General features: G+C 58.8%; 14 protein-coding genes and 1 pseudogene. 4 read left to right on the plus strand and 11 right to left on the minus strand.

The features are described 5' to 3' along the window. Window positions 1-413 precede the first annotated feature (413 nt). Complete coding sequence (locus HQ843_RS00480; protein WP_180900318.1) at window positions 414-1,472, minus strand: helix-turn-helix domain-containing protein; 1,059 nt, start codon at window positions 1,470-1,472, stop codon at window positions 414-416. A 182-nt stretch (window positions 1,473-1,654) separates the two neighbouring features. Here HQ843_RS00480 and HQ843_RS00485 point away from each other — a divergent pair, with 182 nt between their 5' ends. Both HQ843_RS00485 and HQ843_RS29160 read left to right on the plus strand, forming a co-directional pair. Further along, entirely contained in the window at window positions 1,655-2,320 is a 666-nt protein-coding gene (locus HQ843_RS00485; protein WP_180900317.1) for an NAD-dependent epimerase/dehydratase family protein, read from the plus strand. A 295-nt stretch (window positions 2,321-2,615) separates the two neighbouring features. Continuing rightward, complete coding sequence (locus HQ843_RS29160; RefSeq protein ID WP_210280279.1) at window positions 2,616-2,831, plus strand: hypothetical protein; 216 nt, start codon at window positions 2,616-2,618, stop codon at window positions 2,829-2,831. A 153-nt stretch (window positions 2,832-2,984) separates the two neighbouring features. Here HQ843_RS29160 and HQ843_RS00495 read toward each other — a convergent pair whose 3' ends face one another. The 9 genes from HQ843_RS00495 to HQ843_RS00535 form a co-directional block, all read right to left on the minus strand. After that, window positions 2,985-3,539, minus strand: coding sequence for a flavin reductase family protein (locus tag HQ843_RS00495; protein ID WP_180900316.1), 555 nt, complete (start codon window positions 3,537-3,539; stop codon window positions 2,985-2,987). Window positions 3,540-3,753: 214 nt separating this feature from the next. Further along, window positions 3,754-4,200: a RidA family protein gene (locus tag HQ843_RS00500; protein WP_180900315.1), complete on the minus strand. Its 447-nt coding sequence runs from the start codon at window positions 4,198-4,200 to the stop codon at window positions 3,754-3,756. Next, the gene (locus HQ843_RS00505) at window positions 4,200-5,420 is read right to left on the minus strand and encodes a pyridoxal phosphate-dependent aminotransferase (RefSeq protein WP_180900314.1); all 1,221 of its coding nucleotides are present in this window, start codon (window positions 5,418-5,420) and stop codon (window positions 4,200-4,202) included. The genes HQ843_RS00500 and HQ843_RS00505 overlap by 1 nt, the downstream gene beginning before the upstream one ends. Window positions 5,421-5,441: 21 nt before the next feature. Beyond that, window positions 5,442-6,443, minus strand: a complete 1,002-nt coding sequence (locus tag HQ843_RS00510) for a threonine ammonia-lyase (protein WP_180900313.1) — start codon at window positions 6,441-6,443, stop codon at window positions 5,442-5,444. 1 nt (window position 6,444) lies between these two features. After that, window positions 6,445-7,173 (minus strand): amino acid ABC transporter ATP-binding protein, encoded by a 729-nt coding sequence (locus HQ843_RS00515; RefSeq protein ID WP_180902010.1) that lies wholly within the window; start codon window positions 7,171-7,173, stop codon window positions 6,445-6,447. Between the two features lie 62 nt (window positions 7,174-7,235). Then, window positions 7,236-7,895, minus strand: coding sequence for an amino acid ABC transporter permease (locus HQ843_RS00520; protein WP_180900312.1), 660 nt, complete (start codon window positions 7,893-7,895; stop codon window positions 7,236-7,238). Window positions 7,896-7,907: 12 nt separating this feature from the next. Continuing rightward, window positions 7,908-8,615: an amino acid ABC transporter permease gene (locus tag HQ843_RS00525; RefSeq protein WP_180900311.1), complete on the minus strand. Its 708-nt coding sequence runs from the start codon at window positions 8,613-8,615 to the stop codon at window positions 7,908-7,910. 44 nt (window positions 8,616-8,659) lie between these two features. Next, on the minus strand, window positions 8,660-9,532 hold the full coding sequence (locus HQ843_RS00530) for an amino acid ABC transporter substrate-binding protein (RefSeq protein ID WP_246710240.1): 873 nt from the start codon (window positions 9,530-9,532) through the stop codon (window positions 8,660-8,662). Window positions 9,533-9,562: 30 nt separating this feature from the next. Then, complete coding sequence (locus HQ843_RS00535; protein WP_180900310.1) at window positions 9,563-10,267, minus strand: HAD-IA family hydrolase; 705 nt, start codon at window positions 10,265-10,267, stop codon at window positions 9,563-9,565. Between the two features lie 225 nt (window positions 10,268-10,492). Between HQ843_RS00535 and HQ843_RS00540 the strand changes: the two genes are divergently transcribed. Beyond that, on the plus strand, window positions 10,493-11,173 hold the full coding sequence (locus HQ843_RS00540; protein WP_180900309.1) for a GntR family transcriptional regulator: 681 nt from the start codon (window positions 10,493-10,495) through the stop codon (window positions 11,171-11,173). Window positions 11,174-11,447: 274 nt separating this feature from the next. Beyond that, window positions 11,448-11,642 (plus strand): annotated as a pseudogene (locus tag HQ843_RS00545) (transposase); the annotation flags it as partial. On the opposite strand, the gene HQ843_RS00550 reads toward HQ843_RS00545, so the two are convergent. Continuing rightward, window positions 11,635-12,627, minus strand: coding sequence for an ABC transporter substrate-binding protein (locus tag HQ843_RS00550; protein WP_180900308.1), 993 nt, complete (start codon window positions 12,625-12,627; stop codon window positions 11,635-11,637). The pseudogene HQ843_RS00545 and the gene HQ843_RS00550 sit on opposite strands and share 8 nt — an antisense overlap. Window positions 12,628-12,632 lie beyond the last annotated feature (5 nt).

Below are 12,632 nucleotides of genomic sequence, written 5' to 3' on the forward strand. Positions count from 1 at the left end.
ATAGCAACCGAGACGCCAAGACTGACAGAAAGATAACAAATGAGCGCCAAAACCATGCGGTAAACAGATGATCGGCCGCCCACCCTCGTCGCATCCCTATCCATCAGTGCAGCGCCCCCTGAAAAATCTATCTTGCGAAAATTGTCATTTGCCAGTCACGAAACACCACCCGTGAAAAAACCCGCTCCGAGAACGAGGCGGGATGGCGAGTGCACCGGTGGTGAACGCAAGAATATACAACCTATTGTATCATAAGTTGATTATAAAAAGAGGGAAATCCCGGTTAGGCTGTTTTGCACTCAACGCAAACAGATTTGCACGTATGTACAATTGAAGCTGCGCGTGCGGCTACCTCCAGCAGGTCAACTCTCGAACCTGTTGGGGCAACGAACCGTGCAGGCTGATACCGAGAATCAGTTGGCGGGAAATTTCAGCAACCCGTCTGTAACAGTGCCGGCCGCGCTTCTACCGGGTTTGCTTTGTGCCTCCAGCCAGGCAGCGCGCGCCTCACCCGGACGGATTCCATATCGGGCGTGGAATTGGCGATAGAACGAAGAGAGGTTGGTAAAGCCGAATTCGTAAGCAATTGTGCTGATCATCTTGTGCCCGGATTGTCGCACAATCTCATTGTAGCAGGCGGCCAGACGCCGTTGCGTGATATACTTCATGACACCGCCAAAGGGTTCAAAAATATAAAAAAGCTGGCGCCTTGAGATACCAAGTCTGGCACAAAGCAAGTCCGGCGTAAGATCCGGTGATTTCGGATTCATATTGATAATACGCCGAGCCATCGTCAGCTGTGTTGCTGACATCGGCGCCGTAGCAGCCTGCAAGGTATCTGCATTCGGCGTAATCACGGCTTTGAGAAGATTTGCAAAAGCATCATTGATCGCCGGGACATCTGAAGCATGCAGACGACCAGCCTGATTTCGAAGAGACACAAGAAACTCTCGCAAGATCACCGCCACCGGTCCTGCGAGGTTTTGGTCCGTCTGACTGTCCAGCTGACTGGCATACTCGCCAAAATCGTCTCGCTTCAAAAACATAGAGGATATCTGATTGCCGCCGACAAACCCGGTGAAAGACGAAGCATAGGTTTGTAGCAGCATGTCGCCTTTCAATACACCGGGGCTTTCGTCAGGCTCAACCATAAGCTGCCCCTGACCGACGAAACTCAGGCACCAGTGATCAATACCATACTTGCGCTCATGCGCCTTGGTGCGCAGGAAATCGACATTCTCGCCCGTATCATACGAAACCATGTGCAACATGCCGATCTCGATAGACTGGGCAGACCCGCGAAATCCATTATCCAGAGGCTCCGAAGGCCTGACATCGCAAATCGGAGACAAGAGCTCTCGCCAGACATCAAACTGTTCGGCTGCCGGAAAATCTTCGGTTGAAAGCTGAAACGAGGGCAGCGGAAAACTCTCAGAAGAGCCGCCTGCCGCGCGTTTCGTGTCGTCTGTCAATTGAATGCACTCCGCATCACACTCAGACCTAGGAGAACTGAACTCTCTGATCGCTTTTGAATTCCATCGCGCGGAAGCATGCCGCGACTTCCGACACCATCATTACCACAAGCACTGCCTTAGTTAGATTGATACCGGGGAAAGACAAGAAGATCGTGCACTGAAACCACCCGGGTCGAACCTTGACCCGAAACATTCTGCTTGCCGGCAGCACCGGGCTTATCGGCAGGATCGTCTGTCAGCAACTCGTGGAGCGGCCCGACGTTAGTCTGATCAGCCTCGTTCGCAACGGTTCGACCGCGTTCGGCTATCCCATCGATTTCGAACGATTATGTGTCGCACCGGAAGCGGCGCTTAGGCCGGTCGCGCCCAGCGTTGTCGATGTTGCCATCTCCTGCCTTGGCACCACAATGCGCACCGCCGGATCGCAACCCGCCATGTTCCGCGTTGATCATGATTACGTCCTTGCCCTCGCAAAAGGCGCAAAAGCGCTCGGCGCCCGTCAGTTTATCCTAGTGAGTTCGGTCGGCGCGGGCGGAACCGGCTTCTATCTCAAGACCAAGGGTGCCATTGAACAGGCGGTCGCCCTGCTTGGCTTCGTACGGATCGACATAATCCGCCCGGGCTTCCTGCTCGGTCAGCGCGACGAGACGAGGGTTTTGGAAGCGGTTGCACAGCACGTCCTGGCCGCACTCTCGCCCATCCTCCCACGCCGCCTCTCCCGCTACGGCGTTATCACAGCGAATACAGTAGCGGAGGCAATCGTTCAGTTCGCGGGAAAGACGCCGCCGGAACATCAAGTGTACGAGCATGTCGATCTGCAACGGCTTTCAAGGCAGTGTAACTGAAGTGTCGCCGACCTGCTTTTTTCCGAAGACACGGCATTGCAAACGATGAGCGAGTGTCATCAAATCGGTTGCGCGGAAAGCCAACGCCTGAGTGGGCAGTCGATGGTACACTGCCGAACGGGTGGAGTATGACGAACGACCGCTATGAGGAGTTCGGTGTCTCGGAAAAGCAAACGGCCAGAATGGGGACGCGAAGCTGCCGTTGGCAATGTCGCTTGCGAGGTCGAGCGACAGAGACAGCGGTGAAACAGTGAGCATCTGGGGTCTTGAAAGGATATGAACCTGTGGGCCCGTAGTGATGATATTCACTCGCTTAAAAATTCTAACACCCGAGCACGAGCTTTGCCCCGGTGGGATCCAGGGCGAATTCGACTTTGTTGTACGGTTCAGCGTGCTGCTGATCACGAGTTTCGCCGAGCGGCCGACCGATGAGGATACTGTCGGCGCCAAACTCGTCCGGCAAGCCGATCTGCTGACCGACATGCTGGTGACGCATTTCAGGATCGGCTGAGCATCGCCCAAAAATCGTGCTCATCAGTTTCCTGTCAAAGAGGGGCGAATGCTATATCATCGAAGTTCTGGCGCACCGGCTGAAGGTCCGGAAAATGGCCCAGCTTCATGAGACGCCCGGGCACACCCACACGCAATGCAGAAGTCCTTCTGCTCAGTCATGATCAAGATGGCGCCAGAGAACCATGTGCTCACTTTCGTCGAACACATCACCGTCCGCCCTGAAGCGGCCACCACCGACGTGGTGCAGCATCGCCGCGGTTTTCCAGTCCTTGGCAACATTGAGGCGGGTTACCGCGAGGATGTGTAGGTTATAGCGATCCGCAAGCACATCATCCACCAGGCGGCATTCCAGGTTCGCGATGCAGTCAGTCAGGAACGGGGCACTGCCGTCCGTCCCTTCCCGGGTGGAGAGGTCGAAGGTCCCGAATTTATCGATATCCGCCCCTGAACAATTGCCGATCCGGGTTACGACACGGCTCATCGTGGCGCGCGGGACCGCGAGAACGCATCTGCCCGTTTCCAGCAAAGCGGAATGGCTGTGATCCCACGGGCCAATGACGCAGCCGATCAGCGGCGGATCGTGGCGGACCATCACATGGAACCCCATCGTCATCACGTTCGGCCCGTCGGAACCATGCGTCGTTACCAACAAAACAGGACCCGGCTCGATCAGCCGGTAGCTCTGTCCAGGATCGATTTCCTTCATTGCGCTATCTCCAATGCTGCGCGGCGGCCGGCGCGGTGCGGCCGCCGCAAGATTTTACCAGCCCTGCTCGGTCGGCATGATGAACATCTCCGAAACATCCAATTGCTTGATATCTTTGTTCGCGAGATTCACAGGCGTTATGCATAAGCGGTTAGGTGCCTGATGGCAGGGAATACTCCCGACCAGACCGTAATCGGCCGCCTGATCACCGGTCTCATTCAGAAACCGCTTCGGGCACGACATGGCCTACCGCTGCGATCACAGACACTTCAACGGTAGCATCTCCCGGCAAGGAACTCACCCCGACTGCGGCCCGACTGGGTACGCCATCATTTGTGTGCTCTTCCAGGAATCTTGAAGCAAAATCGGCGATCTTGCTGTGAAGGGCATATCCCGCCGGTGCGTTAACATAGACCGTCAGGTTTAGAATCGAAATTATCCGCTCATTCTCAATCAGTTGGGACTGCGCTGCCCTCAGCGCATTCCCGGCAGCCAGTTCCACCGCCTGCCGGTACGTTTCCACCGGCACATCCGGCGCCACCTGCCCCGCATGAACGAGCAAGCCATTTTCTCTCGGCGTCATCCCCGAGACGAAGATCATGTCGCGATGGCGCTTTGCCGGGACGTAAACTCCCTGTGGTCGAGGTGTGCTCCGGTCCATCAGTCGTCCTCGCTGCGATAACGGTGAACCATCTCGACGATGCGCTTTCCGGCTTCGACGGTCGCCGCGTGATCCTGCGAGAAGTTCAGGCGAACGCTATGGGAATGAGGCCCGAATTCAGTTCCAGGCGTAACGATGACGTTGGCCTGATGCCGAAGCAGCCGCACGAAATCCCGCAAGCCGACGGAAAGCGCGGGCAGGGTCGGAAACAGATAGCTTCCGGCTTGTGGTGTACGTGTATCGAGACCGCCACTGCGGAAAACCTCGAGCAGATCGTCCCTGATGGACTGATGCAGGCGGATCCGCTCGTCCATCCATCCATCCGGCTCATTGAACCAGGTCCTGAACACGGCCTGGTTATAGCCTGCCGCGCGCAGGGACACGATAGCCTGTAGCTTCTCCATCCTCCCGACGATCGTCGCAGAGCCGAAGGCCACCCCGAGACGATAGCCGCTGAGCGACTCCGTCTTCGACGGCCCCATGATGGTCAGCACCTTGTCGTCCGGCATGCCGCGCGCCCGGATATGGGTGTAGCTCTCGCCGTCATAGCGCAGCCGCGAATAGAGCTGGTCCGCGATGATGGTGACGTCGAATTCCCGGGCGAGTTCGACGATGCTGTCGATCTCACCTGTTGAATAGACGGCGCCGGTGGGGTTGTTCGGGTTGGAAAACAGGAAGGTTCGTGCCCCCGCCTCGAAAGCGGCGCGCAACTGGGAAAGATCCAGCCCGGCTTCAGCAGTGGAGTCCATGTAATTCATGGCAACCGGCATCACCTGGCCGCCGAAGAACTGGACCAGCTTGCGGTTTGCAAAATAGTCGGGCTGCACGATCGCCACCTTGTCGCCATCCGAGACGACCGAAGCAACCGCCAGAAACAGGGCGCCTTGCGTACCAGGCGTAAGGATGACCCCATCGTCGGTAGAAACGGATGCCCCTGTAAAGGCGGCGAGCCGCTCGGCCAGTTCGGCGCGGATGTCGGACGACCCGCGATATTCGGTATAGGCCTGACGGCCGCCGGCTTCGACCGCTTCCGAAAACCGGTCGAATGCGCCCGGCGTGGGCGCGAAGGCATCGACGTCGCCATGTGAAAAATCAACGGGACGACCGGACAGTTTCCCGCCGCGCATCAGTTCACTGATATTGCCCGAATTCTGTCGGACTTCCTGCCCCGGCGCATTGTCGGTTGCGAGCGTGGCGAATTTTTCGATGATGGAGACCATTTCAACCTCGTTGAGAGAGAATTACTGCGTGACCGACTGCCGGTCGTCGGCTTTAAGCGCGCGCGTAAAAATCGCCGGCTCGACATTGCCGCCGGAGACAATGACGATGATGTTCTTGCCGCGGACGGCCTCAGGATTGTTCAAAAGCGCAGCCAGCGCGATGACGCCCCCCGGCTCGGCAACCAGGCGCAGTTCCTCGAAAGCGTAGCGGATTGCCCGCATCACCTCCAGGTCGGATGCGACCAGCACCTTTGCCAGACCCTGGCGGTTTATCGAGAACGGCAGTTCGGCGGGCGTGGGTGCCAGAAGCGCATCGCAGATCGAGCCGCCGAGAGCCGGGTTGACTTCGCGCTTTCCGGTGGCGAGCGAACGCCGCGTGTCGTCGAAATCCTCTGGCTCGACGGCCCAAATCTCGGCGCGGGAGGGCGTCGCTCTTGCAGCAAGGCAGGTTCCCGCCGACAGACCGCCTCCGCCGCACGGCACCATGACGGCATCGATCGCGACGTCCCCCGCCTGCTCGAACGCTTCTGCCGCGACGGTTGCCTGCCCTGCGATGACAAGCGGATTGTCGCCGGGCGGTACGATGGCGACGGGCGATTTTTCGGCAATTTCCGCGGCGATCTGTTCGCGCGACTGGGTCTGGCGATCATAGAGCACCACGCGCGCGCCGTTCTCGCGCGCCTTGCTGATCTTGATCGCGGGCGCATCGTCCGGCATCACGATGGTTGCGGCGATGCCGAGCATCCGGCCGACCGTTGCGATCGCCTGACCATGATTGCCGGTAGAATAGGCCACGACCCCGCCGGGAAAAGCCGCGCGATCCAGCCGCGACAGGCAGTTATAGGCGCCCCGGAACTTGAAGGCGCCCGTGCGCTGAAGGTTCTCGCATTTGATCAATATCCTGGCGCCGGTCAAGGCGTCGAGCTTTTCGGACCGAAGCAGCGGCGTCCGGACCGCCACGCCGGCAAGCGTTCGGCGCGCCTCAAGAATGTCGTCGATGGTGGGGGCAACGAGGTCAGTCATGTCAGTGAACCAGAATGCGAGAGAGGAAAAGACGAGCCCGCTCGGAGCTAGGAGAGGCGAAGAAGCGTTCGGTCTCTGCTTCCTCGATGATTGACCCGTGATCCATGAAGACCATCCTGTCGGCGGCGGCCTTTGCAAAGCCCATCTCGTGGGTAACCACGATCATCGTCATGCCCTCCTGCGCAAGTTCGGTCATCACGGAAAGAACTTCGCCGATCATCTCGGGATCGAGAGCGGAGGTCGGTTCGTCGAAGAGCATGGCGACGGGATCCATGGCCAGCGCCCGGACGATGGCGATGCGCTGCTGCTGGCCGCCGGAAAGCTGGGCAGGATAGGACTGCTTCTTGTCCAGCAATCCGACGCGCCGGAGAAGGCCCTCGGCCTTGCTCACCGCTTCCTCGCGGCTGCGTTTGAGAACATGGATCTGCGCCAGACAGACATTGTCGAGAACGGACAAATGCGGGTAGAGTTCGAAATGCTGGAACACCATGCCGACGCGAGCACGGAGCTTCGCTGCCGCCCCGCCCTTGGTCGCAAGAGCCTCGCCGTCAATCGCCACATGTCCGGACTGAACGGGCTCAATGCCGTTGATGCATTTCACGAACGTGCTCTTTCCGGAGCCGGACGGTCCGCAGACGACGACGACTTCTCCGCGCCTGACGGTCAGACTGCAGTCGTTCAGGACCTGCAGATGGCCATAGCGTTTGTTCAGATTTTCAACCCTGATCATTTCGCGCGACGTCATTGGTATATCCAGTCATGGGTGGGAGAACCGCCAGGTCCGCAGATGGCTCAGGCACGGTCCCGTTTGGGTTTCAGCCGCTCGGCGAGCGCACCGCCGAGCGTGCAGAGAACGAAATAGACAGCCGTCGCGAATACATACATTTCGACGATGCGGTTCTGCGTATTGGCGACAATGGTTACGGAGGTCATGAAGTCGTGGAGCGAGACGACGTAGACCAGCGACGTATCCTGAAACAGGATGACGCCCTGGGTAACCATCAGCGGCGCCATCTTGCGCAATGCCTGCGGCAACACCACCAGCCGGATGGTTTGCAGATAACTCAGACCGCTCGCTTTCGCCGCCTGCCATTGACCGGGGCGCACGCTCCTCATGCCGGCCCTGAGAATTTCCGAATAATAGGCCCCTTCGAACAGGATGAAGGCGATGATGACCGAGTGAAGAGCGCCGACCGGCCTCCCGACCGCAAGCGGAACCAGAAAGTAGAACCAGAAGATCACCAGAATCAGTGGTATTGCGCGGAAACCGTTGACATAAAGAGCGGCAATGGCGCTGACGAACCGGAGGTTCGACAGTCTCAGGATGGCGAGAAACAAACCGAGTACCAAACCACCCACCATGGCAATCGCCGTCAACATGAAGCTCATGGCCAAACCTTTGCCGAGAAAAGGCAGGGCGTCGGCTATGACAGAGAAATCAAATCCAGACATTGTTGCGCTTTCTCAGATGGTTCCGGCTATTGCCGTGCGGCGCTCGACATGGCGCATCAGCATCGTGACGGCGAGCGCGATCGATACGTATATGACGGTGGCCGCAGTGAACGCCTCGAAGCCCTGATAGGTGTAGCTTTCGATCTGCTGCGTCCGCGCTGTCAGCTCGAAGACGCCGATGGTCATCGCGATCGACGAGTTCTTGAAGATCGTCAGGAATTCTGACGTCAACGGCGGCACGATGACGCGGAAAGCCTGGGGAATAAGCACAAGGCGATAGGTTTGTGCCGTCGAAAGGCCGGAGGCTATCGCCGCCATCCGTTGGCCGGGCGGCAACGCGGCGATGCCGGCGCTGACCTGCACGGCGACGCGGGACGCGGTGAACAGCCCGAGGGCGACGATGGCCGTCACCACCGCCGGATACGGCAGGTCACGCTTCAGCCACGTGCCTGTCGCATCCGGAAGCAGTTCGGGAACCACGAAGAACCAGAGGAACATCTGCAGCAATAGCGGAATATTCCGGAAGAGGCTGATATAGCTGCGCGTCAGCAGCCTGATCCAGGGGTTCCCCGTGCTGTGAAGGACGCCAACAAAGGTCCCTATCGTAAGGGCTATCGCGCAGGAGACGAGCGAGATCGTGATTGTCATCAGCGTGCCCCAGCAGAGCCACTGCAGATAGGGTTCCGAGATCAGAACGGCCCAGTTCCACGAATAGTTCATCCTTGCGTCCCTCTGTACGCCGCCGCGAGATCGGTTCCGGCGCCTTATTCCGGAATGGCGATCACGTGAAAGACCGTCGCAAGGTCAGGTGAAAGCGGGACACCCATCGGGTCGAACCAACGGGCGTAGAGTGCCTGCAGTTCACCGTCGCGCGAAAGCCGTGCCAGTGTTGCATTCACGAGGGTAAGGAAGACCGTGCTGTTCTTCTGAACCAGAAAACCGTAGCTGTCGTAGGAGAGCGGCTTTCCGACGACCTCATAAGCCGCGGGATCGACCGCCTTGTTTTTCAGCCCGAACAGCAGGATATCGTCGGTCGAAAATGCATCCGCGCGACCTGTCTGCAGAGCGAGGAAGCCTTCCGAATTGTCCTTCACGGGGACGATCCGCATGTTGAGGTTGTCTTTTTCGATCAGGGATTTGATCAGCCGCTCCGGAACGGAATTGATCGGCAGCGCGATCGACTTGTCCTCGAGGTCGGCGAGTTCGGTAATCCCCGAGCCGGTCTTCACGAGAAAGCGGGTGTGGGAGATAAAGAACGGGTTCGAGAAGTCGACCTGCGACTGCCGTCCGATCGTATTGACGGCCGATTCACAGGAGATGTCGACTGTTCCGTTCGCCACCAGCGGAATCCGGTTCTGAAGGTTGACCGGAACCCATTCGATCTTCAGGTCAGGCAAATCCAAAGCCGTCTTCACCGTTTCGGCGACCTCCTTGCAGAGATCGGTCGAATATCCGACCGGCTGGCCCTCGTCGTCTATGTAGGAAAACGGAATCGACGCTTCGCGGTAGCCGATCGAGATTGCGTTCTTCTCCCTGATCCGGTCGATCACCGCATCGCCGGATTGGGCAAGCGCGAAAGTCGATGAGAACAGCGATGCCGCCATCATGGTGACTGCAGATAATGTCCGAAATTTCATGTCATTCCCCTTTTCCTGTTTTCAGGTTGATCAAGCGATAGTGTCCAGCAGTTCGGCCAGGCTTGCGACCGTCAGATCGGGCCGCGCCTCGGCGGCTCCCTCGCCGGAAAGGCCGAGCAATCTTTGCGGGCGATTGACCCACGCGCTTTTCAGCCCGAGCCTGTTGGCTGGGGTGATATCGGCGCGTAAACTTTGGCCGACGTGAAGGATGCGGTTGCGCGGGATGCCGAGCGCCTGCAGGTCCGCGATAGCCGTATCGAAGTGTTCCTGAGCCGGCTTGTAAGCACCTACCCTTTCAGCCGTGACGACGACGTCGAACCGTATGTCCATCTTCGCGCATGAGGACGAAAGCGAGGCGTTGTCGATGTTCGAGAGAGCGCCGATCTTCACGCGCGCCTGCAGCGCCTTCAACCCTTCCGAGGCGTCGGAATAGGCCGGCCAGTCATGCGGCGTCCTGGAAAAGGCTTCCCGTTGCGCAGCATCCGCCGGCACGCCGAATTCGGCGGAGATGCGATCGAAGCAGCGGCGCAGCACCTCCGGGTAGAGATGGGCCGGTCGCTCCTTCTGGATTTCGGCCCGGGCGCGATCGAAGGCCATGATCAGCTCCTCGCCATCCGCCTTCACGCCGGCCTTCCCGGCCCATCCTGTCAGAAAGGCGACGATGGACGGCTCCCAGTCGATAAGGGTCCCATAGACATCAAAGGTGACGGCGTCGAAATCGGAAAGTCGCAACATCGAAAAATCCACATGGCTGTTATTTGGCATTTTTAGCGATAATCGCTAATCGATAGTGTGTCAAGCGACCTCTTTTCCGGATCAGTAGCCACAAAGCTGCCAGCTATCGCGAGATAAACGCATGTAAATATTGACTTATGAGGAGAGTTCGAGAAAAATGAACGGCACATACAGCATTAGAGACCCAAATAATTATCGCTAAAATTCCCAAAGAGGACTGAGATTTTGAGTGACCCGGATAATGCACAGCCGCACCATTATGGCGGCAGTCGGTCGACGGCGACCCTTGTCATCGATGAATTGCGGACCGCGATCCTGCACAATCGCCTCGCCGGCGGCGAACGCGTCCGCCAGGATGCGATTGCAACGCAATATGGCGTCAGCCAGATGATCGTCAGGGAGGCCTTCAAGCAGCTCACCGCCGAAGGTTTCCTGAAGGCCGAACCGCGGCGCGGCGTGAGCGTGGCAGTCCTCAGCGCCGACGAAGCATGGGAAGTGTCACAGCTTCGCGCGCTTGTGGAGTGCCAGGCCTTGCGATGGGCCATTCCGAACATGGTGCGCGCCGACTTCGTCAAGTGCGAGGACGTTCTGGACGCGCTGGATGCCGCAGGCTCTGTTGACGAGAAGATCTCGCTCAACGCCCGCTTTCACGCAGTGCTCTATGCCCCGGCCCGGCGGCCGAAAACGCTCGAACTGATTGAAAATCTACGAATGAACTTCGAGCGCTATCTGAGATTCACCTGGGAAGAGACGCATCATAGCGAGCAGTCGCAAGCCGAACACCGCTCTATCCTTGAACTCTGCAAGATCCGCGACACCGAACGTGCATGCGACACGCTTCGAAAGCACATCCTCGCAACCGGCGACTTGCTTGTCGAAAGCCTGAATGCGTCGCAACGTCTATAGCAACCGGATCTGAGGGTAGACGCAGAAAGGTCGCGCCGGCTCGGGACGCCCGAAATCGGCGAGGCAGAGGGCGATCGTTGCCGCGAGCGTGGCATCGAAGTCACAGGCGCCCTCCTCGATATAGCGGCGGATATGGGATAACCAGGCAGCAAGCAGGCCGCTCTTGCGATAATATCGACCCTCGATCCCTGCTGCGGGGTCTAATTCCGAGGACCGATGATTAGGACCCATATGACGCGCGCTGGAATGGCCGTCCGAGCAGGAAAGACCACCGATGACCGCCGTCATAGAGGAGGCCTACGTCCAGGGCGTCTCAACCCGCTCGGTCGACGACTTGTTCAAGGCGATGGTTATGAGCGGTCTTTCCAAGAGCCAGGACTCCCGGCTCTGCGAGGAGATTGACGACAAGGTGAAGGCTTTCCTCGACAGGTCCGTTGAGGGCGAGTGGCCCTACCTCCAGCTCAGGGCAGCTTAACCGCAGCCGGCGAAACCGCCTTGAGAGGCGCATCGACCAGATAGGGGCGGATCGTTTCCGACGTCGGAGCCTCGGCCTTGATCACGCCCTTGGAAACGATCCAGTCACCCTCCGATACGAGGAGCGCAAGAAGGTTGTCGTCGAGCGTGATGCCGAGGTCGACATCCTTCCACATGGCCTGCAGGCCTTCGACATCCATGGCACCCTTCATGTTGGCCGCGACGGCCTCCATCGCGGCCTTCGGATCAGCCTTCACGTCGGCATCCGCCTTGACGAGCGCGCCGAGGAAGGCCTCGACCATGTCTTTTTTGCCGTCGAGCGCGTTCTGCGAGGCGGCGACAATGTAATGGACCTGATAACCGGGCGCGCGCAACTCGCGATAATCGTCGCCGAGCGCCTTCTCGGCCTGGGCATAGAAGGTCGGGAAGAGGACGGCGGCCTGGATATCCCCCTTGACCAGCGATGGCACGAGATCGACCGGCGAGGCATTGATCACCTCGGCGCTGACACCGGCACTCTTGAGCACTTCGCTCAGATAGTAATCGACATTGGTGCCGAGCGTGGTGCCGATTTTCAGCCCCTTAAGGTCAGCGGGCGACTTCAGCTCGCTATATTTGGAGGAGCCGATGATGCGCGAACCGGTGTAGCGGGCGAGATCGGCGACGACGCCGAATTTCTGACCCGTCAGCGCGCCGGTCACCGCCGGGAATTCGGCCATGAAGGCGAAATCCACCTGACCGCCGATGAGCGCCTCGAAACCTTCGCGGCCGGAGGGAAAGGATACGATGTTGAGATCGAGACCAGCTTCCTTGAAATAGCCCTTGGCCATGGCGACGTCGACCTGCGGGGTCTGCGGATTGGGCGACCAGGCGAAATTGACGGCCTGGTCGGCCTTTGCGGAAGCGGTGAATGACAGGGCGGCGAGCGTCAGCGCGCCGGCAAAGCTTGCAAAGCTGGAAGGCAAGAATCTGAAAGTCATTGTCT

This window comes from Martelella sp. NC20, from assembly GCF_013459645.1.
GTDB lineage: Bacteria > Pseudomonadota > Alphaproteobacteria > Rhizobiales > Rhizobiaceae > Martelella.

Bases quoted from the DNA above. Each gene is read 5' to 3' on its own strand.
- HQ843_RS00495 (WP_180900316.1), bottom strand. From the start codon at position 3,539: ATGAAGGAAATCGATCCTGGACAGAGCTACCGGCTGATCGAGCCGGGT.
- HQ843_RS00500 (WP_180900315.1), bottom strand. From the start codon at position 4,200: ATGGACCGGAGCACACCTCGACCACAGGGAGTTTACGTCCCGGCAAAG.
- HQ843_RS00505 (WP_180900314.1), bottom strand. From the start codon at position 5,420: ATGGTCTCCATCATCGAAAAATTCGCCACGCTCGCAACCGACAATGCG.
- HQ843_RS00510 (WP_180900313.1), bottom strand. From the start codon at position 6,443: ATGACTGACCTCGTTGCCCCCACCATCGACGACATTCTTGAGGCGCGC.
- HQ843_RS00515 (WP_180902010.1), bottom strand. From the start codon at position 7,173: ATGATCAGGGTTGAAAATCTGAACAAACGCTATGGCCATCTGCAGGTC.
- HQ843_RS00520 (WP_180900312.1), bottom strand. From the start codon at position 7,895: ATGTCTGGATTTGATTTCTCTGTCATAGCCGACGCCCTGCCTTTTCTC.
- HQ843_RS00525 (WP_180900311.1), bottom strand. From the start codon at position 8,615: ATGAACTATTCGTGGAACTGGGCCGTTCTGATCTCGGAACCCTATCTG.
- HQ843_RS00530 (WP_246710240.1), bottom strand. From the start codon at position 9,532: ATGAAATTTCGGACATTATCTGCAGTCACCATGATGGCGGCATCGCTG.
- HQ843_RS00535 (WP_180900310.1), bottom strand. From the start codon at position 10,267: ATGTTGCGACTTTCCGATTTCGACGCCGTCACCTTTGATGTCTATGGG.
- HQ843_RS00550 (WP_180900308.1), bottom strand. From the start codon at position 12,627: ATGACTTTCAGATTCTTGCCTTCCAGCTTTGCAAGCTTTGCCGGCGCG.